We start from the raw sequence: 22,975 nt of genomic DNA, 5'->3' as shown, positions 1-22,975 counted from the left end.
CTCTTAACAGTAAAAGCTAGTTTCAGTTCCCTTTATAACCCGTTCAAAGTGCACCAGAATTTAAGTACAGGGCTTAGTAGTAATACCATTCATCTTTCTCCCAATATTTTTCATTAGGATAGAGAACAGCAATCATGAAGAATAACAGCCTGTTTTCATGGCCTTTGTTGATGGACCAAAATTGATAGAAAGAGCACATTTAAAAATACTCAGGGAGATAAATCGTCAGGGCTCGTTAACCGCTGCTGCAGACAAACTCTGCCTCACTCAATCAGCGCTAAGCCATACCATCCGAAAATTAGAGGATGTCCTAGGCTGTGAGCTTTGGGAGAAAAGAGGGAGAAATATCCATCTTACTCCATCTGGTAACTACCTTTTGAAGGAAGCTGAACGCATCCTGCCTCAACTTGAAAGAGTAGATAGCAAACTAAAAGAGTTTGCTAATAATGAAGTCGGCAACCTACATATAGGTATGGAATGTCACCCTTGTTATCAGTGGCTAACAACAGTCTCGGCTGCTTACCTGAATAGGTTCCAAGGAATAGACCTGGATGTTAAACAACGGTTCCAGTTTGGTGGCATAGCAGCACTACTCAACCATGATATTGATATTCTAGTAACACCTGACCCAATAGAGCTGAGTGCGATAAACTTTGAACCCGTGTTCGAATATGAACTCGTTGCTGTAGTTAGTGATGACAACCCTCTCTCACAAAGAGAATCACTAAAACCACAGGACCTAAATAAAGAGACCTTAATCACATACCCCGTGTCTATTGAGCGGCTAGATCTGTTTCAAAAGTTTCTGTTACCTGATAACTGCCGCCCTATAAAACATAAAACGATCGAAGCTACGGAAATTATCATTCAGATGGTAGCTGCAAACAGGGGCGTTACCGCACTGCCTAAATGGTTAGCTGATGAGTACTCAGGAACATTACCGATCAAGACGGCACGTTTGGGCGAAGAGGGGATACACAAATTTATTCACTTAGGGACAAGAAGCAGCGATACAACAAATGAACAGATCAGCACGTTTATTGAGATCGCTAAAGGCTGTAGCCTCGACAAGAAGAAGCTCACAAAAGTTATATAAAAACTTAACTTAACTTAACAATGCTATATTAGCCGCTACCAATATATTGAGATATGATTGTCAAACTCGGTGAGAAACTAAAGGACTGTTGAGCATGAAGCACCTAAGAAAAATCGTTCTGAGCACAGTAGTAACAGCAGTAATCGCTACTCCAGTTTACGCAGAAAAACCATTTGAAGACCAGATCAAAGCCCGCCAGGGTTACTACCAGATGTTGAAGTTTAACTTTGGTCAACTGGCAGCGATGGTGAAGGGTAAGAAAGAATACAACGCTGAACAGGCAACAACAGCTGCCAATAATATCTACAGCCTAAGCAAGTTGAACAACGGAATGCTCTGGCCAAAAGGTTCAGACAACTCGCAGCTTGATTACACCAAAGCGAAACCAGGCATCTGGGAAAACTTTCCAGATGTAAAAGAGAAAAGCGGCAACTGGAAAGCGGCTGTTGAGACTTTGGCTGGCGAAGCAGGTAATGGCCTTGGCGCGCTTAAATCTAGTTTTGGCCCTGTAGGTAAAGCCTGTAAAGCATGCCATGAAGAGTACAGAGCTAAGTAATAAGGCGAGTTATAAAAAAGAAAAGGCCTCTTGATGAGGCCTTTTACGTTTAGAAAGGATGATCTTTAACATGGGCACAATGGTCAAAATCTGGGATCTACCAACCCGCATATTTCACTGGAGCTTGGTACTGTTATTTATCTTTATGATTATCAGCGGTGAAAGTGATGACCTATTGGAATGGCATTTCTATGCTGGGTACCTGATGTCAGGCCTTATCCTGTTCCGCGTACTTTGGTGGTTTTTAGGTACGCGCTATGCCCGTTTCAGCGCACTAAAACTAAGCCCTATGGAGCTAATGTCATATAGTAAAGATCTGCTCAGATCGAAGCACACGCCATCTTACGGTCATACACCACCAGGCAGCATGATGGTTGTGCTTGTGCTCGTTTTGTTAACTATTCAGCTTCTTACTGGAATGATGTCCACAGACGATATCATCTGGAACGGGCCGTTTTATAACTATGTCAGTGGAGATACGTCAGAACTATCTGGACAGGTTCATGAAGTTATTCAGCTGATCTTACAGATATTGGTGGGAATACATGTGCTGGCCATTATTCTCTACAAGGTCAAATTTAAAGAAGCGCTGGTACCTGCAATGGTTCATGGAAAAAAAACAGAGCAGGGCGATGAACCCGCCAGAGAAGATATGAGCCTGGTTAAACTACTTATTGCCGCTTTACCGTCAGCCGGATTAACCTATTGGCTCTTTAGTTTACCGATCTGAATATTATTCTGAATTGCTGTTATCGAAACTATTATTACAGCACTTATATTCTGGAAATAAGTGTAATTCCTAGGATATATTGCAAGGTATTGATCTCATTAATAGTGCTACGTTTTAACTAACAGCCGAAGGTGGAAAATTTGAGTGCTCAGGAAATCAAAGATGTAATTGCCAGATGGGCTTCTGCATTTGAGGAAACACACTCTCAGGATATCTGTAAGCTTTATGCTAATGATGGAGTTTTACTCGGCACACTCTCACCTTTCTACCGCGATACACCCGAGTTAATCAAAGAGTACTTTGATGGGTTATTCGAGCTTAAGAAACGCTCAGTTGAAATCACAGAGATCAATGTAAAAGAGTACAGTGATAGCGCAATCCTTGACGGTTTCTATACCTTCCACTGGGACAGTAGTGGTCAGCAGATAGATTTAGATTCCCGATTTACCTTTGTGCTTGAGAAGCAATCAACAGGCTGGTTGATTGCTCATCACCATTCATCAGCCTTACCGAAAAACCATATCGCCGTTTGTTCGGATGATTGATTAAAACCTTTCTTCAATCAATAAAAAGCCCCGGTATCTCTACCAGGGCTTTTTAGTAAGTACATACTTTGTCGAATCTCATTTCGTGCGATACGAAGAGTTACGAAAGAGCAGGGGATATCAACCGTAATGAGATTTCACTAGGTATCCAATATCTCACATCGGATACGATGATTCGAACGAAATCTCATATCTAATACTACTCGGCACCAACTTGTTCTTTTTGCTTCATATACTGCCGAAAATCTTCAATATTTTGTTTGGCTTTATAAGATGTAAATAGTGGTCTTTCGTACCAAGGCAAAGCACTACATTCTTCCCAATTATCCGAGCAGGGCTTCCAGACAACATACCAAACAACACCAAGAATCATTAGAAAAAAAGTACAGGCCACTATTGTCGATAACCCTCTACGGTATTCGATAGCGGCATCACTCAACGGCTCAAGCTCACACTTGAAACGTCCATGACCAATTCGATTCAGTAACTTTTCCACCTGAGCTCTCTTCGGTAATTGCTTGTGATCTTGCTTTCCCCAATTAGATACAGTTGTTTTTGATACACTGCATAATTCTGCAATCTGATCGTACGTAAGGCCAAATTGATTAGCCGTCTTAATCAAGTCAGCACCATTGAGCACCTTACGATCATCAAAAGATCGATCACGTGTTAATACTTCCAACTTTCCTTGCAAGCTCATAAGCCTCTGATTCCATGAGAGTTAATCAAAGTTAACTAGTAGTTTCCTATTGTTAATTAGAAATATGGGGGTTCGTTACTTACTCTGCAACCTCATTCAACCGTGAGGACAGACATATGACGAAACCAACGAATCGAAACAATCAACGTGCAGATGCAAGAAACACCAATAGAGGAACAACAGGCAATAACCAAACCAATGCTCACCGAAATGGCCAGATCGGCGCAGCGAAAAACCCAAATAGGAAATAAAAATGAGCAGAACATCAAACGATGATCGTAGTGACAGTATGAACCCCAACAATGATGCATATTGGGCTAGTCTGGATAATCACTCTAATCAGTTGAACCCAAATCACGAAGAGTATGGCGGGAAATCAGATAACACCCAAGACCCAGACCAGACTGAAACCTGATTGATCCATAAAAGAGTAAGACGGGCTGTGTCGGGCCCCTCTTACTCATTAAACTTCAACTGAGCATCCCAAGCCTATTTCTTCAGAATACCACCAGTATCATCTACTATTACTTAGGGACTCTTACAGGCAAATACATCAATGACAGACTCTATTACGCCCTATGACCCAGCAAATTCTCTAACGTCTAGGGAGGCTATAGCTGGTTTTCTTCAAGATGCATTAGATTCCGAAAACCCAGAATATATAGCTGCTGCGTTCAAACTTGTCGTCAAGAAACATCACGTAGATAACAATGAGGCTTCTGTGGGGTCCTTGGAAGAGGATAGCCTAGAAGCTGTAATCAACATGTTAAAAGATATGGAATTAAAGCTCAGCGTCTGCAGAAAGCACCATTGCCGATCTGAAGACGAATAAAGAAACTTCAACTGTGCATCCCACCCTAAACTAAAACGACTCATACTCCCAATCCGCCATTGAAGAAACGAAAACTTGTACATCAGGTATCGATAGCAGGTCATGCCGGTAGTAAATCTTTTGTACAAACTGATCCTCAGCCTCCCAATCATGATCTATCGGGAAGATCTGATTTGCCTCGAATTTTTTCATCAATGCAGCCGAAGATGCAGATGTACAGAGAGATAGCTTTGATAAAAGAACATAGCGTTCCTTAAACTGATTAACAGCCTGAATTGATATAAATTTATGTGCAGCACTTGATGGTTTTTTTACCCGATGTATCAGTCCCTTATGCACTAACTGAGGAATCAAGTCAGACGATACCTGGAAATGGCTTCTCAACGTTTGCATAGTGAAGTACTCAGCCGCAGCTTCTTTTGTGTTTTCTAGATACCAAGCTCGAAGTTCTTGCGAATCAATTTTTAGCCGCCGAAAACCTATTTCATTAGGATCTAATTGCGCAGATACCTCACCAGAGAAAATCGCTTTGATCAGGGAAACAAAAGGGCTCTTAATCCCATTTCCTATCTTGCGAATCGCATCAGGAAGGGAGATCAGATCATGCTCCACAATACTCAATCTAGAGTTCAAACTGTCCATCAACCCTTGTAGCTCATCTAAAAAATAAGCACCTGAGGGAGGGAAGCCTGGTCGCGGATGCCTGCTTAAAACGCCATCATTGGTAAGGTCATATATTTGGCTCTTCGTTATTCCCAAGAGAGAAGCTGCTGTTACGGTGTTTACGTAGGAAGTGCTATCTTGATTTAGTTTGATCACATCATCCCGATGAACCAATACTAACTCTCGGGACTCACTATTTTTCACTTGATGCCTGACAGCCCCAGACTCGATACCTTTTTTGATAACCGACTTGCCGATACACAGCTCTCTAGATGCAGCCTGAAGCGCTAACCATTTGTGCTTCGCAATAGTCTCTGTAATGAACAAGCTATTGCGCCGGTCAATGGAGTGCACCCAATGATCATGCATATAAGTCTGTATAGAGTCTTTAATAAGTTGAAAATTAGGATGAACTAGATTTCTAAATATCTTCTTATAGAAAAACCTGAATAACTCATCACCTTCCTTCTGATCCCCGCATATCTTGTGCTGCAAGGTATCCAGATACTTATGAAATTGCTCTTCTGACTTCAGCCAACTATCTGCAAATGACTGAATGCAGGCTTTAGCCGATGGAAAGGAATTTAATCCTGCGAAGTTACCAGTTACATGGAAATACTCATGTGACGTTAGACTCCAACGAGCAAGCATATTTACAAGATTAACTCGCTCCGATAAAGAATAATCCGATCCATCGAAGCAGCTAGAAAAGTAAAAACGATCCTTATCTATTGGAGGTAGTCCACTGAAGAACCTTTCATACCGAATAGCTGACTCCGAAGCCGCACTCACTGCATCTGAAGCTAAACTCGCGCCACAAGAACAGTAGCCTATAGAATCTAGTTCTCTAAATTTGAGCGGGGAATGACATTCTGGACAGCTATCAACTAGCCAACATGAGTGCTCCAGACAAACAACTGATCCAGCCAAATACCATTTAGCACGATGATATGGCTCTTCTTGAATACACTTAGGACAGAAACGCATTGCCGATATATTCAGGCTACGCACACCTTGCTTACAAATAGCCTCAACATCTGCAGAAACCTTATCAAAGCCTGTCCAATTGGCCTCTGTTAGTTGATCGAACAATTTACCAGGAGACAAAACGAAGGGAGGGGCGTCTTGGTTATACAACCAGGTGATGTGCTTATAAGAATTTACTTCTGCGGTTCTTATTAAGTAGCTTATGGGGGATTCGTCGCTGTAAGGCCCTGGAAAACAAATGGGCATGATTAAGGAACTCATTTCTCACACTCCGTCATAGGCAGCGAGTTAAATGGCTCCCAAAATTTAGTTAATGACTTTTCTTTGAAGCTTGGATTGAAAGGGTTTGAACAACCGGTTCCATCTAACCAAATAGACTCTGTAAAAGCCTGCTCCAAACACTGTAAATTCAATCCATCTTGTTTTTTTCTAACCGCAACCTGATAGGCAGAGATAATCAGGTTAACCGCATATCCTATGACACCGTTCGTAGCACAATGGAAACGATGAACCAGGTCTTCTGATAACTCCAAAGGCTGAGGCAACATTAAAACGCTGTCTAGTGCTTTAATAACTCTAAAGAAGTCCCAAAAGCTCTCCTGATTTGCAATAGAAAAAGGCTTGAGATCAACTCTTCGGCTAAACCGTCTACGCAACTGTTCATTGATTTCAAGTATGTGCTCACTTCGCTTGAGACCCATGAGAACTGTTGATGCACCTGAATTATCAATCAGTGATTTAAGCCAATCAGATACCTGCCTAGGAGCAGCCTTGTTGCCTTGATCAATGAAATGTTGAAGCTCGTCAATAATGACTAACTTAACCTCACAGGCTTTCATGTAGTTTAAAATTCTACCTGTCTTCTCAATTGCAGATCCTTTATTGAAGTTGGGATCTCCCAATTGAAGCAAAACAGCTTCAGCCATATTCTTTACAGTGGGAATGGAAGGCGTATCGATTACAAGCACAGGAATTCTCTTCCCAAGTTCCGTTTGAATTACAGGATATTGATCATAGAATTTCCGTTTTAACGTCGACTTACCGGTTCCTGAAACACCAATGCAAATCAGGTTTTGTTGAAAACCAACCTGCTCATTCAACTCATATGCTTGAACAATTTGCTCAAATGCAGAGACATATTGAGGATGAGGAATAACCGTCTTCTTAAATCTAGCTATTGTTTCCAGATGATCTCTCTGCATCCTGCTAACCCCACTGAATATCAAAATCATCTAAATCATCAGGTAGCGAAAGAGGAACCTGGCCACGTACTTCTTTCTCCTCATGAAGTTCGATAGCTGGCTCAACAAGAGGATTCTGGGAATTCCTGGCAGCTTTAGTTCTTTGTCGTAGGCTTTTATCGGTACCTGCTGCACGAACTTCCTTAACAAAATCAACTTTTCGCTGCAGAAGCTCCTTGGTGTCCGCAGCTTTCCTTCGGTTTGTCCGTTTCTCCAAAAGATACTCTAGTTGGCGCAGAGACAACCCTTCAGCAACAACCTTCGAGCGGCAAGGCACTGAAATGAATTCACCTCTAAATTCATCAAACACCCACACAGAGCCTAAGTTTTCCGGATCAACGCGAACTCTGACAGGTTTTGAGGACGGTAACTGCCTACGCAAAATCCCTAACGCTTCTGAGTTATATTTAAGCCTTTTAAAACTCACCCCTTCATGATTAATCTTGCGTGTGAATTCCCTGGTAAAAATGAGATCTAAACTTTCCTTACTCACTGGCAAACTCGGCTCAAATTTTTTTAAGCCCTCTGTCCATAGATTGAATGGAGTCTCACCGATACCTTCATGAAAACGGTGGTTATAAATAGTAATAATCCACTTGAGTATCAGGCACTGCAGCTCCTGCAGGGTACACTTTGCTTCTTTTACCGACTCATAGTCACCACGCTCACCTATGTTAGAGAACGTGGTTCCTTCCATCTTGTTGCCAAGAGATTGGTTTAAATGGCCTACATATCTTTCAACAGATCCCTTAAACCAGGGGTGCTGTTTTGGGCAGTAAAGAAGCTCAATATTTAACTCCCCACAAATCCGCTCAAGCTGCTTGTCGTGAAACTCTGCTCCATTATCACAAGCAAGGAGAGCCATGATTCCATATGCAGGCCAAGTAAACGAAGGATCAGGCAACTGCTTTTCAATATCGTTTTTGGGGAGAATTGCGTTGCGTATAGCCCTAATAACAGAGACAAATGAGGGGGGCTCAAACCCTATATAGATACCTAGCGGCATCTTTGAATAGTGATCTATCACAGCGGTTAAAGAAGGGCGTCCATTTACTTCACCGGTAACTTCATCAACAACCATGATATTCATAGGTGTGTGATCTATCTCAACTCGCTCAAGAATACGAGTAGTTCTGACGCCCTCGCCAGTAGCTCGGAAAGCTTGCTCTGCAGCCCTTCGACCTTGTTGATGTAATACAAGATCATATGGATCGGTAATTTTATCGATTAAACGGTATACAGTAGCCCTGGAGGGAATTGGAACTGGAATGGGTTTCAACGAGTTTGCTTGCTCAGCTTTTATCAGGAATGCCTCATACGCATCCTGCTTAGTACCCGGTACTCGCTGATAAAGAAGCTCATTGATGACCTCAAGCAAAAGCCCATGATGCTCTCGTAAATGAGAAGATACACGCCCTCTGTTTTGCTTAGGTACTAAAGCCGTAATATCTTCGCCTGAATCTTTCCACGTTCGCCACCATGTATAAACGGTATATGCTCCGGGAGGCTTGCTATCACCTAAATGCTGAGCGAATAGCTGTAGATAGGGCTTTAACTTAGAACATGAGGGTTGTTCTCCAAACTCTCGGATAGCCAATTTAATATATGACATTCGGTACAAAGCTGTTTCTTGATCTTCTTCAACACAAGAGTCTAAAGGCCCCTTAATCGAGGGCACTTCAGAACGATGTAATTGGGCCCCATCCAAAACAAAGCTTAAACAATTACTAGAAAGTGCATTCAGTAGTTCAGTTTTTGAGCGCATTACATGCGCTAAATCAGATTCCCTTTCTAGTACACAGTCACCATTCTCAAGAATCCTCCAGACCTTATAGGTTACAGAGTTCAAAAGCAGGCGCTGTCCGATACGAAAACAAAAGCGTTGCATGATGGTCCTCCTCTGGTAGGTACAAGTTAGATCCCGAACTGAAAGGGGAAGTTAGATCCAGACAAATGTATTGCTGGGAAATAAGGACAAACGCTGTTGTCATATCACCAAAATATTCATGCATTTTCCCTAAAGTTGGGCTATCGGTTTGTAGCACCCAGTTTCTAGCCTGCCTGATCGTCAAATCAGACAGCTCACGAAGTCGGTAATAATGGATATGAGTCAGGTTCGACTCCAAGTCAAAGTGGTTAAGCTCTTCGTCAGTGATAACAATAAAACCGTACCCCTGATTTCTGTACTCATCCGAAATAGTGAGAAATTTCTGAAACAAATCTGGACGCTGAAGATGCTTAAGAGGTTTAACTTCCACAAACCAGGTTTCGCCGTTATTTAGATGAAGCCTGAAATCTGGCGTATACCTAGAAAGCTTTCCTTGAAAGTAAAACTTAATGGGGTCAGGTTGCTCATAAAAAGCAATAACAGCAGGAGAAAACTCAAATCTATAGCAAGCACTCCTCTCAAGGAGAGACTCCCAAGCGATTGAAGGCCTTCTTTTTGATGACCGAAAGCGCCCGCGAACTGTCATCCTAGATCTTGTAACGGGATCCCTGGATGGCTTGTAATCTGAATCCGAGGTCATTTTCAAAGCCATAGTAGACCCATGCCCCGTACCAAGAGGTACAACATTCCTAATTTTTGACATACGAAATCCTTACCTTTTTTGGTAATGAAAATTTTTGGTCTTGGTTAGGTAGCTTGACGGGCTAAGGAAGGGAATAGATACTGTAGTTCTCACACAGCGGTATCTTTACCGTTCAGAAGCGGGTCAAGCATTAGCTTTTCCCGTTTTTCTTTATATAGACTCTCCTAAATATTCGTATTCAGCCGTTCATTACAGTCATTCCGTTCCATTGATATGACCGAGCGAATAACATTTACCTGACCTGCAGAGAGGCTCTTCAGAGATTTTCGAAATTCCTGGATCAGCGCATACGTTTCTAACGGTAGGTCGTCCGGAATGTGCATTACTCGAATTGACTGATCCGCGTAATTCCATAGCAATGCCTCTTCATCTTTAGGCAAAGCTAGCTCACCAACGATTTCACGAATCACTCTATTAGAAGGAGGAGGCTTTTTACCGCTTTCAATAGCGCTGATATAGCTTGGATCAACCCCCAAAGCTTCAGCTAGCTCCTTCTGCTTAACTTGGCGGTTCAATCGCAGTGTTGCCAGGTAACGGCCAAATGGGGTCATATCGACTACCTGAAATTGACTAGATATAGTCAGGATATGGCTATTTTTAAGACAACGCAAACACCTACATATCTATAAAAATCATAAAGTTACCGATATATCTTAATCTTTTAATAGGTAACTTATCAGCTAATCTCTCAACTAGGAAAATCACCAATAACGCTATAGCCCTGTGGTAGAGGGGCTTTCACGAGCAACATACTGTCCATACGACTCTTTCAGATTACCAATACGCCAAAAGTAAGCTGTTCCGATATAACCGAACTAAAAAAATTGATTGGTAAAGCAGTCTGCAATCGCAATCATTTCTATCAGGAACTGATATACTCATCTGTTGTTTTATTTTTCATGGACGAAGCCAATTTCAGCTCTAACTAAATAGGCTAAATGGACGTCTTTTTCTACAGGTAGACAAGATCAATGCAGCTAGTTCCGGAAACTACAGCCTTTGGGAGACACGAAACGTTTGCACTGCGTTACGGCTGGCTTACTAAAGGGTTTCTCGCTTTAAAGAGTGACAGAAAAATATTCGAATCTGATGATGCGACTGTTCAGCTGGGAGTCGGTAAGAACATGGTCACATCAATTCGTTACTGGCTACGGGCTTGCCAGCTGCTTGAAACAAACTCAACAGAACCAACTGATTTGGGGAATCTACTGTTTGACCCAGATTCAGGTCTCGATCCTTACTTGGAAGATGAAGCAACTATATGGTTGTTACACTGGCTTCTTGCATCCAACCCAAAACAAGCAACAACATGGTTTTGGTTTTTTAATAAATTTCATAAGACCAATTTTGAAACCGTTGAGCTAGTAGACACCCTTAAGGAATACGTTTCTGAAAATGTAAAAACCAAGGTGTCGCCAAGTACATTGAAAAATGACATCTCTGCAATAACTAGGATGTACACTAAAAGTAAAACTAACGGAAAGCTACCTGCTGAAGAATCGCTTGATTCTCCTTTTTCCGTTTTAGGCTTAATTACAAATACCCACAGTGGATTCGAATCAAGTCCTAAGTATCGTAGTCAATTACCGACAGCAATCTTCGCCTTTGCTGTTACTCAGTTCTTTGAAAACCTTACCACGAACTCAGTGCCTTTGGAGCAAGTTATGTACTCTAGGGCAAATCAAGTAACCCCCGGTGCTGTATTCCGCCTCATAGAGAGCGATGTCGTTAACAAGCTGGAAGATATGATTTCTCTTATTCCAAATGCATATGAACTGCGCGATGTGGCAGGGCAACTGCAAATTTTCAAAATAGGGGAAGAAAGAGCAACTGATTATTTGTCTCTCTACTATACGAGTAGCACTCAGGAAGTTGCATCATGAGCTTAGTAAATAAAGTTTCAGTTAACTCTCGGTATACAAGATCAATAAATATTGAGCGCGATGCTAGCTCTATAGAACTTGCTAAAGGTTACATACCAACAACCAGAGCAATCAGTACAATTAGCCGCTTTGCAGATACACTAAATGCAGAACAAACACCTCGAGCCTGGTCGCTAGTTGGCCCTTATGGGTCTGGTAAATCATCATTTCTTTTATATTTATCTAACGCACTAGCAACAGAAACAAATGAATGTCTGAATCTGCTTGAAGCATACAGTCCAGACATAAATAAAAAGCTATGTACTAAATTATCGTCCTCGACTGGCTATCTTAGTGTACTCGTAACTGGCTCACATCAAGGTCTAGCTCGTAGCATCTTAAGCTCGCTATTAAAGTCATTAACAAGCTATTTAATTGAAAACCACACATCATCTAAAAGCCTGACTAGTCAATTAAGTACGATTATTGAACAGAATAAAATTTCCACTTCTGATGTGATTGACGCTTTCAAGGCAACACAGAATGCATTTAAGTCTTCAAAGACAATTAGATGCCCTGGGATTTTGCTATGTGTTGACGAGCTTGGAAAGTTCCTAGAATTTGAAGCGCTGCAGTCAGAAGCGAATGATATCTACCTACTTCAAGAGCTAGCTGAACATGCTTATGCCGCTCATGATGTAAATCTTAGCTTATTCGTTTCATTGCACCATTCCCTCGAACATTACGCAAAAGGGTTAGGGGATACACTCAAACATGAATGGTCAAAAGTTCAGGGGCGCTTTGAAGAAATACCATTCCTTGAATCTTCTGAACAAACACTACGAGTAGTCAGCAACGCGATACAAACCGACTTTAGTGAAGAAGATAGCCATCGAGTTCACACGATAACTAATCCGATTATTAAAACTCTGCACGAAGAGCATGCCTTACCACACGGCCTTAACGTTGATGAAGCAAATCAATTATTTTCTTCGTGCTATCCACTTCACCCTCTAACAGCTCTGATTTTACCAACGCTGTGTCAGAAAGTGGCTCAGAATGAAAGAACCCTATTTAGTTATCTATCCAGTCATGAAGACAGCGCCTTTCAGCATATTTTAAAGCAGCTCAAGGGAATTGGAGAATTCATCATGCCAAGTGATGTCTTTGATTACTTCATGAGAAGCCGGTCTGGGATTCTGGGTGACCATATTACCAACAGGAGATGGGTGGAAGTCTCTACTGCTATTGATAGGCTCGATCATCAATCTGAAATTGAACTAGAACTTCTTAAAACTATTGGTTTACTAAATGTTATTGGTTCGAATAGGGGTATCAAAGCCTCTGAACCAATACTAGAAACTTGCTGTAAATCCTATGAGGAATTTAAAGAAGGAATCCAAGTCTTAGAGACATCCTCGTTAATTACTTACCGCAAGTTCAATTCTGAATATAGAGTTTGGCAAGGCAGTGACTTTGATCTTGAGTCTTGCATCCATGACGAAGTATCCAAAATCAAAGCTTATTCCGTAGCTCAAGCTCTTAACAACGGATCATATATTGATCCCATAGTTGCTCGGCGCTACACAATACAAAATGGAGCTCTACGCTATTTTTTACCGAGGTTCTTCGACTCGGTAGAAGAGCTTACTCAAGCTACATTTGATGAGCCAACCCTTGCCTATGTGTTATCAGATACCTCCCAGAACGAGGTAGAAATTACCAACAATTTAGCATCTCACTCTGAGTTTGTAGTTATAGCTCTGTGTTCAAATACACCCAGACTGAAGCAACTGTTAGTTGAAGAACAAGCTCTCAGCCAGATTGAAAATCAGTACCAAGAACTAAACTCTGATCCAATAGCAAAGAAAGAATTTGTTGAGCGTAAGAATGCAATATTAGTTACCCAGCAAAATATGCTAGAACAGCTATTGCAGCATCCTGAGAATAACTTGTGGTTTTGGAAGGGCGAGCCTGTATCCATTGAGAGTAAGCGTAGATTTCAAGAGCTTCTCTCAAATATTTTTGAAGAGGTTTATTCCAAAGCCCCATCTATACATAACGAGCTTATTAACAGGGACAAGCCTTCAAGCCAGGCTGTAGCAGGGAGAAACAAACTTCTCACTGCAATGTTGGAAAGCGAATCTAATGTTGATCTGGGCATAGATAAATTTCCACCTGAAAAAGCTATATATAGAGCTGTATTGAAGGCTACAGGGCTTCACAAGGAAGTAGAGGGTGAATACAGATTCATCGAGCCAGAAACAGGGTCTGAATTTGATGATACTTGGAATGCCGTAAGAGACTTCTTCGCTACAACAGAAGATAGCCCTCGTTCATTTGCAGAGTTAACAAAGATATTATCAGCTCCACCTTACGGAATTAAGCTTGGTTTACTACCCATCGTATACTTCGCAGCATATCTAGTTGATCGTCATGAGCTTGCCTTGTACGAAGATAGGAAATATATACCTGCTATCCAACCTGATCATCTAGAGCGTTTTTCAAGAAAGCCAGAATCCTTCACTGTTCAACGTTTTAGAATCGAAGGTCTGAAAGCTTCTATTTATGAAGAATACTCTAAGGCTTTGTTTAGTAATAAGAACCAAAGAACTGTCATACAACTGGTATCTCCTCTGGCTAAGTTTATGTCTGAGCTACCCGAATATACGCTGAAGACAAAGTCATCAGTTTTATCGAAGGAAGCAAAGGCTGTTAGAGATGCCTATCAATTAGCAAAGTCGCCAGAAGCTTTATTATTTTCTGAATTGCCTAAAGCTTTAGGATACAAACTCCTGGAATCTTCTGAGCCTGGCGAGTTAGAAGGTTTCGCTGATAAGTTAAGGAATGCTCTTAGAGAATTAAAACACGCTTTCCCACAGCTAATCGAGCACCAAAAAACTCTCTTAGGGCAAGCTTTCAATATCGAATACTCTAGCCTCGAAGAGCTAAGAAGAATCATCGTAGGACGTTATTCAGGTCTAGAACTTTACACTGTTGATATAGACGGATTAAAAGCATTTCTTATGCGTCTCACTAAAACAAGCATAGACGATGATAGCTGGCTGCAGAACATTTTGATGTTCCTTGGTTATAAGCCTGCTAAGAAGTGGACTGACGGAAATCGTGCTGAAGCAGAGGTCAGGCTAAGTGATTTCTCAAAAAGGCTACTAGACCTTGAGACCCTCCGTGTTCACAGCGATAGATATCAACAAAAGTGTTCAGGTGACTTTGACGTTTTCTTACTAAAGTCTGTTAAAAAAGGCGCAGAACCCTTAGACCGGGTTATTACAATCGATAAGCAGCAGCACTCAGCTATTCAGGATATTAAACAAGAAGTTCTCAGTCTTCTGAAAGATGGAGATACAAATCAAGAAATACAACTGGCCGTACTTGCTGAACTTGTAGATGAGTTCCTAAGCCCATCAAAGGATAATGGTTCGAAAGAAGCATCAGCCCCACTAAAAGAGGTCTCTAGTGGCAAATAAAAGCAACATGAAGGACGCAATGGTCGCCGATGATAGAAGGCATGTACTGGGCATTTCAGGTGGTAAAGATAGTGCAGCATTAGCGATATACCTGAAGGATCGATATCCAGAGATACATTCTCGTGTTGAGTACTTCTTTACAGATACTGGTGCTGAACTTGAAGAAGTGTATGAATTCTTAGATAAAATGGAGGCCTATCTAGGTAAGGAGATCATTCGCCTTTCAAGTGGCCGGGATTTCTCGCATTGGTTGAAGCTTCATAATGATTACTTACCATCAGCTAGACAGAGGTGGTGTACTCGTACAATGAAAATAAAGCCATTTGAAGACTTTGTAGGTGAAGATCCAGTTATAAGCTATGTAGGAATAAGAGCTGATGAATTTCGAGAAGGGTATGTAAGCTCGAAGGAAAACATTACCGCTATATTTCCATTTATCGAAGATGGCTTAGTTAGAGATGATATTTTCCAGATTCTTGAAGATAGCGTAGGAATTCCCGAATACTATCAATGGAGATCTAGATCCGGTTGTTACTTCTGCTTCTTTCAGCGGCAAGATGAATGGCTAGGTTTGAAGAGATACCATCCAGAGCTGTTTGAAAAAGCTAAAGAAATTGAAAAGACATCTGGTAATGGATATACCTGGGTACAAGGTAAGACACTTGATGAAGTCGTGGCTCGAGCCGAAGAGAGAGAAAAAGAAGAGGGTGTCATCAGCAAATCGTCTTCTATAAACGAGCAAAAGTGGCAAGAAGTTCTTAGATACCAACAAGACGATGATGATCCTGAAGATCAAGCATGCTTGATCTGTTCGTTGTAGTGCTGTTGTTCCTAAACTTAATTCAAGGAGGAGATCTTCAGTGTTCAAAATTTCTGCAAGAGCAGTTTTAGAGCTAGGATCAGAACTAATTAGCTCAGATATTATTGCTTTCTATGAACTAATAAAGAATGGTTTTGATGCCCGTACGAAAAGCGGAGTCTCTATTGAATTTAATGTGTTATTACGTAGAAATGCTTTTCTAACTCTATCGAATCGTATAGAGGTCGATCCCGATAACTTTGAAAAACATAAACTATATGCATTAAAGGCCATTAACCTTGATGCTAACAACTCTGATAACGCTCAAGAATCGATAAAGTTATCTCATACACCCGAAAAGCTCTTAGAAACCCTACAAGAAATATATAACTCAAGCACTATAACCATATCAGATACTGGATCAGGTATGTCTTCTAGTGACTTGGAAAATAACTTTCTCGTTATCGGTACATCCTCAAGGAAAAAAGCTGTAGATGAAGCTATTAAAAGTAAGGCTTCAAGAAGCCCATACCTTGGAGAAAAAGGAATTGGTCGTCTATCCGCAATGAGACTAGGTGACCACTTAAGAGTTGAAACAGCTACAGAAGATGACTCAAGACTAAATATACTCGATATTGATTGGAATGAGTTTTCTCAAACTGACGCAATGTTAAGTGACATAAGCGTTACACCATCACAAGGCCAAAATAAGAACTCCTCCGATTGGAGTGGAACAAAAATAATTATCGGGAAACTTTCTGAAGATTGGACAAAAACTCGATTAGAAGAAATGGCCAAGCATGACTTTTCACGACTTACAGACCCATTCAAGGACGCAAAGAAAAGGCCAAGAGTAGCTTTATCCTGGAATGAAGAAAGAATAAAAATTCCATGGATGAATAAAACTCTTCTTGAACATGCTCAGGCAACAGTTAAAGGCTCGTACTCAATTGAGAATGGAGAGCCTGTTCTACGCTGTAAAATGACTGCAAACAATCTTGGTTTCGATCACCCGAAGGAAGAGGAAGAAACAGTAAGAACCTTAGTAGATCTAGAGGGATCTTTAATTGGAACCGATTCAGAAATTCATGATGATGCATTACTTAATCTCGGTGACTTTTCATTTGAAGCCCACTGGTTCAATAGACAAAGATTAAAAAAGATAGAAAGCATTGGCAGCTTAAAAGATGTAAGAGCCTTACAGCGTCAGTGGTCAGGAATCATGCTATTTCGGGATGATTTCCGTGTATTTCCATATGGCGATGACGACGATGATTGGTTAGCTCTAGATAGAAAAGCCCTTGCAAGATCTGGTTACGCCTTAAACAAAACCCAATTTATTGGCAAAGTTTGCATTTCTAGAACGACAAACCCAATGCTAGTTGACCAAACCAACCGCGAAGGGCTAAGAGAAACCCAAGAACAAAAAGCTTTTTTAGAAGTAATGAGTCTTGTCATACAGGATGAATTACTCAGCTTTATGAAGAGAATTGAGAAACAGTATAAAAATCAAAAAATTGACCTATCAACCTCTAAAGCTCAAATCGCAACTTTGGAGCAACGTGCTAAGGGCTCACTAGGTACTCTAAGGAAAAAGGTTCCAAAGGAAGGCAAAGAAGCTATCGAAGACTTACAGCAAACGCTATTCGAGTTCTCTGACTTTGCTAAAAAAGCAAAAATAAGAATTGAAGAAGTTGAGCAAGAAAGTCGGCAAATGATAGAGATGGCAGGTGTTGGTCTTATGGTTGAAGTGGTAGCTCATGAGCTAGCCAGGGCTTCTGAAAATGCCATATCGAATCTTAATGACCTGAAAGGCAGCACTGTACCTGATTCTGTGCAGAAAAAGCTTGAATCTCTCCGGTCGCAAATGAAGAGCTTAAGCAAAAGGATTAAAGTGCTAGACCCTCTAAGCGTCTCTGGAAGACAGCGTAAAGAAAGTTTCTCACTAAATGAACTTATTCAGGATACACTTGAAGCACATTCTGCTCAGTTTGACCGTCATCATATCCAAGTTAACCTTGATTTAGCAGATTCACCAATCAGAGTTAACGCAGTTAAAGGCATGATCGTCCAGATCTTAGAAAACCTGATTTCTAATTCCAAATACTGGATGGAAATGAAAGCTCAACGTAATGATAGGTTTATACCTACTATATCTATCTCATCACACGATTCTCCTCCAACTATCATATTTGAAGATAATGGTAGAGGTATTGCGCCAGAAAATAGAGAAAAGGTATTCCAAGTATTCTTTTCTTTGAAAGAAAAAACTAAAAGGAGAGGGCTTGGGCTATTCATTGCTAAAGAGTGTGCTCAATACAACGATGGCATTCTTACACTCGACGAGACCCCTAGCCTGAAGACCAAGCGGCTTCACCGATTTATTTTAGAGCTACCTGAAAAGAAGATAACAAAATGACGGACCTAAGTACCACTTTGCATGAAGCAAAAATAAAATCAGTATTGCTTATAGATGATGCTTACGATTCAGCACCAACACCTGGTGACCTTGCTATTGATGATGATGAGTGGACAGCTTTTTTTGATGATATAACAAGTGAAGATATAGCAACAATAAAGAGCTTTTATCCTAACTATGATGAAGTAGATGGGGATGACCTGATCAATGAAGCAGAATTTGTAGAACAGCTATGGATGCATAGATCTGACATCAGGACCGAGTTAGTTTCACCTTTATTTGAAAGATACGAATTCGATACAAATCAAGATATTGAATTCCTCTCACCAGTTATTGATCAGCTTAAAGAGTTAGGCCTGGAATGCAGCACTTCTGGCAGATCCGTAGATACAGAGACAATAAGTGCTGAATTAATCATCATTGACCTATTCCTTAGTTCTGCTCAAACAGATACCGATATGGATTTATCTATTTCTATCCTTAAACGTATTATAGATGCAAGATCTAAGAATCCTCCTTTAATAATATTGACGTCTAGAAATAATAGATTGGAAACTGAGAGTTCTTACTTTCGAGACAATGCAGGCCTATTCGAATCAGGATTTAGGTTTATTCCTAAAAATGAACTTTCAAAACCAAAATTCACAAGAATACTATCAAGGCTTGCTAGGCATTACACTGACACTCTTAAACTTTCTAACTTTGTCTATGCTTGGGAAAAAGGCCTGATTTCCGCAAGCCAAAGAACAACTTCACTTTTACGCAGGCTCAATATTTCTGATTTTTCCCAAATTAATCAGCTACTTTTAAAAGAGGAAGGAGAGGCAATTGGCAATTATTTGGTAGATACTTTCGATAATGTACTCAAGCATGAAGTCGAGAGAGAACGATCTATTATTGATGCTGCAATAAATCTCAATGAGCTTGATTTAGAAAACTATCCTCCACCCAATGTCACTGGTTCATCTGATCTACAAGAGCTAGTCCATAAGCTTCTATACATTGGCCCAGAGCGATTAGAGCTTAAGCAAGAAGAAGGGCCTGTTGTTCATTTCGGTGATCTTCTATCTCTTTCCAATCTTGAAGAAGCTGGCGAGCAGATTAGTGATACTTTTGTTCTTTTTTCTCAAAGAGTTGAGCCATCTAATATTCTATTAGTTGTTACTCCAGCGTGTGATCTTCAAAGAGCTGGATCGAAGAACATATTATTACTAGTAGGATCCCCAATAGAACTCACTTCTGATAACTGGGACAAAAAAAGTACAAAGGAAAGGACTCCTATTTTCTATAAAAAAGACGACGATAAGAAATACTGGGTTAAGTGGGACTTAAAGCATATAGAAACCATTTCACACTCAGAGCTCAAAAGCCTACTGCAAGAGAAAACTGTAAATAACATAGGGCGAATGCGTGAATCGTATGCATTAGAGCTTCAACAACTATTACTCTCTGATATTGGTAGGGTAGGGCAAATAGCAACCATGCCTGGAACATTTAATGTTGGTGTTAATATTTATCTTGTAGGCTCTGAGGATCAGAAGTTTTTCTCAATAGCAGAAGGACTTGAAGGAACGTGTTTCGTAAATAAAGATCGAGTGAAAAAGCTAGTTCTACCTGAAGAAATTTGCGAAGAAATTTGCTCTAAGCTAGCCGAAGTAGACATAGATAGTGTAAGTGAACACTCCAAAGAAAGGCTAGATTTAGTTGTAAATAGTGATGAATTGTTAGTTCTCTTAGAGGCAGGAATTGATATACCAAGCGGAACTGGACTAACGCAGATAAAGTCTTTAAGACAGCTGAATGGGAATCAGCCTCTAATTCTTGGTTACATTACTAAAGGAGTAACTAATAATACTGTAGGGAGGCGAGAAGCCTTAAATTGTGGTGTAGTTATAGAGATAATTGATAATCAATGACTCTTTCCAGTAGTAGGTACAGTTAATCTCGCAATCACTTCGTGGTAAATATTTATAAGTTAAATATTGATCTTTTACCAACTTTTAATGAGATCATTAAATGGATTTAGAACAGCTTTTTGTGCAGCTTTATAGCGCCGATACAGAAAATGATTTAGACCATGTAATTGAGTCTATTTCTGGCAACACTCATGTGTCATGGACACCCTATGGAGATAACGAGAGCTTCTTCGGGGTGATAGAAAATCAACAGGCCTCCCCAGTACCTGCTTTAGTAGAGAAAGTAACAAATTCCATTGATGCGATTCTGATGCGCCGTTGTCTTGAAGCGGGTATTGATCCAAAAGGCTCTAAAGCCCCAAAGTCTGTCAATGAAGGAATAGAAACCTTTTTCTCTTCTTCTCAAAGTTGGGATCTACCAGGAAAAAGATCTTTTCAGGCTGAGTCGATACAAATTTTAGCCAGAGGCCCCAGGAATGACACTTCGCTCATCATTTACGATGATGGTGAAGGTCAACATCCACAGGACTTCGGGGATACATTTTTGTCTTTGTTACGTGGTAACAAAAATGAGATTCCCTTTGTTCAAGGTAAATACAATATGGGAGGAGCTGGGGCCGTTGTTTTTTGTGGGAAAAAGAGATACCAGCTAGTTGCATCCAAGAGGTTTGATCAAACAGGAAAGTTTGGCTTTACCATAATGCGCAAACACCCTCTAAGTGCAGAGGAAGAAGCAACTAGGAAAAATACTTGGTATGAGTATTTACTTGTTGATGGGCAAGTTCCATCCTTCGAAATCGATAGTTTAGATCTTGGTCTTCATAATCGAGAATTTACCACTGGGACTATCATAAAACTCTATTCATACAACCTACCAGCAGGTTCTAGATCTGTTATATCTCGAGACCTTAATCAAAGCATAAACGAGTTTTTATTTGAGCCAGCTTTGCCTATATATACGATTGATATCAAGGAAAGGTACCCCAAAGATAGGGCTCTTGAACGTCATTTATATGGCCTGAAGAGAAGATTGGAAGAAGATGGTAGTAAATATATTCGTTCATTTTTCTCTGAGTCTTACAATGACAGTGAAATAGGGTCATTGAAAATAACGGTCTATGTCTTTAATCCACGTATTGATGGAAAGTCTGCTAAAGAGACGAAGGAAGCTATTAAAAGAGAATTCTTCAAAAACAACATGTCCGTAATGTTTGCATTAAACGGACAAGTCCACGGGAGCTTTACATCAGAATTTATTACTCGATCTCTTAAGTACAACTTATTAAAAGATTACTTATTAATTCATGTAGATTGTACAAACCTTAAAAACTCCTTTCGAACTGAACTTTTCATGGGCTCGAGAGATCGATTGAAACAAGGTGAAGAGTGTTCGCAACTCAGGAAACTAATTGCAGATATACTAACTAAGGGAAGATTAAAAGAGATTTATAAGGAATGGAAGGACTCTATCACTACGCAGTCTGATAGTGCTGAAGACCTGTTAAAGGATTTCAGTAAGCATCTTCCTATGAATAAGGATCTAATGAAGCTACTTGGTAATACATTCGCCCTTGATGCCAAGGACGATAAAAAGGATAAAAAAAGGGAGCGACAAAAACCAAAGAGCACTCCTAGACAGGAAATCCCATTCAATCCTAAGAGATTTCCATCAGTATTTGATATTGATCTTAAATCGAAAGATAAAGACCAAGTTCCACTTACTAAAATTCCTCTCGGTGGAGACAAAACTCTATCCTTCTCCACTGATGTAGAAGATCTGTACTTCGATAGAATTGATGAACCTGGCGAGCTAAAGATATCTGTTCTGTCTCATTCTTCTAATGAAATAGAAGGTGGTACTGAACCTGGAGAGCCAAAGGACCCAGGAGCAATAATTGATGTGGCCATCTCGAGCCCTAGTAAAGGTAAGATACGAGTCAATATCAATCCTAAAAATGAAGTAAAAGTCGGAGACTCAATAACGATCAACGCATCTTTAACCTCTCCAGGTGAAGATTTAAATCAGCTCTTTATTGTAAAAATCACCGATAAAGATCAAAAACCTAAAAAAATACCAGACCAACATAAGGATAATGAAAATATTGGTCTCCCAAGGCTACAAGAAGTCTTCGAGTCTCCAAAAGAGGGTTTCAAGGGCTGGGGGGACTTAGACTTTGTTGAAATGGACTACTCGACTGTCATGCATCCTTTTGTAGAGGGTGACAAACTTGATACGATTTTTATCAATATGGATAGTTCAGTATTAAAAACATACAAGTCTAAATTACGCTCGGAAGAACAACTACTTGTTGCCGATAAGCGCTATGTATCAGCGGTGTACTTCCATACATTATTTCTATATATGATCAGCAAAAATAGGAAGTATCAGATAACCAAGCCAATGCTTGAAAATACGGACTCTTATGCTGAAATTGATCTATCTGAATACTTGAAAGATATTTTCGACAGCTATTATTCGGAATTCTTACTCAACTTTGAAATGAATACTCTCATAGAAGCTCTTGCTGATTAATGAAAGGTCAGTATTCG

General features: G+C 40.4%; 19 protein-coding genes. 13 read left to right on the top strand and 6 right to left on the bottom strand.

Going from position 1 to position 22,975, the window contains the following annotated elements; translation table 11 throughout:
* The first annotated feature begins 157 nt into the window (after window positions 1-157).
* The 4 genes from GY843_RS15985 to GY843_RS15970 all read left to right on the top strand — a co-directional run bounded on the left by GY843_RS15985 (window position 158) and on the right by GY843_RS15970 (window position 2,927).
* The gene (locus GY843_RS15985) at window positions 158-1,096 is read left to right on the top strand and encodes a LysR family transcriptional regulator (protein WP_297311037.1); all 939 of its coding nucleotides are present in this window, start codon (window positions 158-160) and stop codon (window positions 1,094-1,096) included.
* 94 nt (window positions 1,097-1,190) lie between these two features.
* A complete protein-coding gene (locus tag GY843_RS15980; protein ID WP_297311035.1) occupies window positions 1,191-1,652 on the top strand; it encodes a cytochrome c in 462 nt (153 codons plus the stop codon).
* A 70-nt stretch (window positions 1,653-1,722) separates the two neighbouring features.
* The gene (locus GY843_RS15975; protein ID WP_297311034.1) at window positions 1,723-2,382 is read left to right on the top strand and encodes a cytochrome b/b6 domain-containing protein; all 660 of its coding nucleotides are present in this window, start codon (window positions 1,723-1,725) and stop codon (window positions 2,380-2,382) included.
* 140 nt (window positions 2,383-2,522) lie between these two features.
* Window positions 2,523-2,927 (top strand): SgcJ/EcaC family oxidoreductase, encoded by a 405-nt coding sequence (locus GY843_RS15970; protein ID WP_297311032.1) that lies wholly within the window; start codon window positions 2,523-2,525, stop codon window positions 2,925-2,927.
* Window positions 2,928-3,126: 199 nt separating this feature from the next.
* Here GY843_RS15970 and GY843_RS15965 read toward each other — a convergent pair whose 3' ends face one another.
* Complete coding sequence (locus GY843_RS15965; protein WP_297311031.1) at window positions 3,127-3,627, bottom strand: hypothetical protein; 501 nt, start codon at window positions 3,625-3,627, stop codon at window positions 3,127-3,129.
* Between the two features lie 116 nt (window positions 3,628-3,743).
* Here GY843_RS15965 and GY843_RS15960 point away from each other — a divergent pair, with 116 nt between their 5' ends.
* From GY843_RS15960 to GY843_RS15950, 3 genes are all read left to right on the top strand, one after another.
* Window positions 3,744-3,878: a hypothetical protein gene (locus tag GY843_RS15960; RefSeq protein WP_297311030.1), complete on the top strand. Its 135-nt coding sequence runs from the start codon at window positions 3,744-3,746 to the stop codon at window positions 3,876-3,878.
* A gap of 2 nt (window positions 3,879-3,880) precedes the next feature.
* The gene (locus tag GY843_RS15955; protein ID WP_297311028.1) at window positions 3,881-4,042 is read left to right on the top strand and encodes an alpha-amylase; all 162 of its coding nucleotides are present in this window, start codon (window positions 3,881-3,883) and stop codon (window positions 4,040-4,042) included.
* Between the two features lie 141 nt (window positions 4,043-4,183).
* Window positions 4,184-4,459: a hypothetical protein gene (locus GY843_RS15950; protein ID WP_297311025.1), complete on the top strand. Its 276-nt coding sequence runs from the start codon at window positions 4,184-4,186 to the stop codon at window positions 4,457-4,459.
* A gap of 30 nt (window positions 4,460-4,489) precedes the next feature.
* Here the strand turns inward: GY843_RS15950 and GY843_RS15945 are convergent, their stop codons facing one another.
* The 5 genes from GY843_RS15945 to GY843_RS15925 form a co-directional block, all read right to left on the bottom strand.
* The gene (locus GY843_RS15945) at window positions 4,490-6,370 is read right to left on the bottom strand and encodes a TniQ family protein (RefSeq protein ID WP_297311023.1); all 1,881 of its coding nucleotides are present in this window, start codon (window positions 6,368-6,370) and stop codon (window positions 4,490-4,492) included.
* Entirely contained in the window at window positions 6,367-7,311 is a 945-nt protein-coding gene (locus GY843_RS15940; protein WP_297311022.1) for a TniB family NTP-binding protein, read from the bottom strand. The genes GY843_RS15945 and GY843_RS15940 overlap by 4 nt, the downstream gene beginning before the upstream one ends.
* A gap of 4 nt (window positions 7,312-7,315) precedes the next feature.
* Window positions 7,316-9,238, bottom strand: coding sequence for a Mu transposase C-terminal domain-containing protein (locus tag GY843_RS15935; protein WP_297311020.1), 1,923 nt, complete (start codon window positions 9,236-9,238; stop codon window positions 7,316-7,318).
* Window positions 9,180-9,824: a TnsA endonuclease N-terminal domain-containing protein gene (locus tag GY843_RS15930; protein WP_297311187.1), complete on the bottom strand. Its 645-nt coding sequence runs from the start codon at window positions 9,822-9,824 to the stop codon at window positions 9,180-9,182. Before GY843_RS15930 ends, GY843_RS15935 begins: the two co-directional genes overlap by 59 nt.
* A 281-nt stretch (window positions 9,825-10,105) precedes the next feature.
* Window positions 10,106-10,492: a helix-turn-helix transcriptional regulator gene (locus GY843_RS15925; protein WP_297311019.1), complete on the bottom strand. Its 387-nt coding sequence runs from the start codon at window positions 10,490-10,492 to the stop codon at window positions 10,106-10,108.
* Window positions 10,493-10,912: 420 nt separating this feature from the next.
* On the opposite strand from GY843_RS15925, the gene GY843_RS15920 reads away from it, so the two are divergent.
* The 6 genes from GY843_RS15920 (at window position 10,913) to GY843_RS15895 (ending at window position 22,958) form a co-directional block, all read left to right on the top strand.
* Window positions 10,913-11,824, top strand: a complete 912-nt coding sequence (locus GY843_RS15920; RefSeq protein ID WP_297311018.1) for a DUF4007 family protein — start codon at window positions 10,913-10,915, stop codon at window positions 11,822-11,824.
* On the top strand, window positions 11,821-15,291 hold the full coding sequence (locus GY843_RS15915; RefSeq protein WP_297311017.1) for a hypothetical protein: 3,471 nt from the start codon (window positions 11,821-11,823) through the stop codon (window positions 15,289-15,291). Before GY843_RS15920 ends, GY843_RS15915 begins: the two co-directional genes overlap by 4 nt.
* Entirely contained in the window at window positions 15,281-16,111 is an 831-nt protein-coding gene (locus GY843_RS15910; RefSeq protein ID WP_297311016.1) for a phosphoadenosine phosphosulfate reductase family protein, read from the top strand. Before GY843_RS15915 ends, GY843_RS15910 begins: the two co-directional genes overlap by 11 nt.
* A 40-nt stretch (window positions 16,112-16,151) precedes the next feature.
* Window positions 16,152-18,509, top strand: a complete 2,358-nt coding sequence (locus tag GY843_RS15905) for a sensor histidine kinase (RefSeq protein ID WP_297311014.1) — start codon at window positions 16,152-16,154, stop codon at window positions 18,507-18,509.
* The gene (locus GY843_RS15900; RefSeq protein WP_297311013.1) at window positions 18,506-20,425 is read left to right on the top strand and encodes a hypothetical protein; all 1,920 of its coding nucleotides are present in this window, start codon (window positions 18,506-18,508) and stop codon (window positions 20,423-20,425) included. The genes GY843_RS15905 and GY843_RS15900 overlap by 4 nt, the downstream gene beginning before the upstream one ends.
* Before the next feature lie 100 nt (window positions 20,426-20,525).
* Window positions 20,526-22,958 carry a hypothetical protein gene (locus GY843_RS15895; protein WP_297311012.1) on the top strand — a complete coding sequence of 811 codons (2,433 nt, stop codon included), beginning with the start codon at window positions 20,526-20,528 and terminating at the stop codon, window positions 22,956-22,958.
* Window positions 22,959-22,975: the final 17 nt, after the last annotated feature.

It is taken from the genome of Neptuniibacter sp. (genome assembly GCF_024231755.1).
Lineage (GTDB): Bacteria > Pseudomonadota > Gammaproteobacteria > Pseudomonadales > Balneatricaceae > Neptuniibacter.
The sequence above is the reverse complement of the archived record's forward strand: the minus strand, read 5'-3'. Positions and strand labels throughout refer to the sequence as shown.

Coding starts and splice junctions, on each gene's coding strand:
- GY843_RS15980 (WP_297311035.1), top strand. CDS start 1,191: ATGAAGCACCTAAGAAAAATCGTTCTGAGCACAGTAGTAACAGCAGTA.
- GY843_RS15920 (WP_297311018.1), top strand. CDS start 10,913: ATGCAGCTAGTTCCGGAAACTACAGCCTTTGGGAGACACGAAACGTTT.
- GY843_RS15900 (WP_297311013.1), top strand. CDS start 18,506: ATGACGGACCTAAGTACCACTTTGCATGAAGCAAAAATAAAATCAGTA.
- GY843_RS15895 (WP_297311012.1), top strand. CDS start 20,526: ATGGATTTAGAACAGCTTTTTGTGCAGCTTTATAGCGCCGATACAGAA.
- GY843_RS15915 (WP_297311017.1), top strand. CDS start 11,821: ATGAGCTTAGTAAATAAAGTTTCAGTTAACTCTCGGTATACAAGATCA.
- GY843_RS15975 (WP_297311034.1), top strand. CDS start 1,723: ATGGGCACAATGGTCAAAATCTGGGATCTACCAACCCGCATATTTCAC.
- GY843_RS15960 (WP_297311030.1), top strand. CDS start 3,744: ATGACGAAACCAACGAATCGAAACAATCAACGTGCAGATGCAAGAAAC.
- GY843_RS15985 (WP_297311037.1), top strand. CDS start 158: ATGGCCTTTGTTGATGGACCAAAATTGATAGAAAGAGCACATTTAAAA.
- GY843_RS15925 (WP_297311019.1), bottom strand. CDS start 10,492: ATGACCCCATTTGGCCGTTACCTGGCAACACTGCGATTGAACCGCCAA.
- GY843_RS15930 (WP_297311187.1), bottom strand. CDS start 9,824: ATGACAGTTCGCGGGCGCTTTCGGTCATCAAAAAGAAGGCCTTCAATC.
- GY843_RS15950 (WP_297311025.1), top strand. CDS start 4,184: ATGACAGACTCTATTACGCCCTATGACCCAGCAAATTCTCTAACGTCT.
- GY843_RS15955 (WP_297311028.1), top strand. CDS start 3,881: ATGAGCAGAACATCAAACGATGATCGTAGTGACAGTATGAACCCCAAC.
- GY843_RS15935 (WP_297311020.1), bottom strand. CDS start 9,238: ATGCAACGCTTTTGTTTTCGTATCGGACAGCGCCTGCTTTTGAACTCT.
- GY843_RS15940 (WP_297311022.1), bottom strand. CDS start 7,311: ATGCAGAGAGATCATCTGGAAACAATAGCTAGATTTAAGAAGACGGTT.
- GY843_RS15945 (WP_297311023.1), bottom strand. CDS start 6,370: ATGAGTTCCTTAATCATGCCCATTTGTTTTCCAGGGCCTTACAGCGAC.
- GY843_RS15965 (WP_297311031.1), bottom strand. CDS start 3,627: ATGAGCTTGCAAGGAAAGTTGGAAGTATTAACACGTGATCGATCTTTT.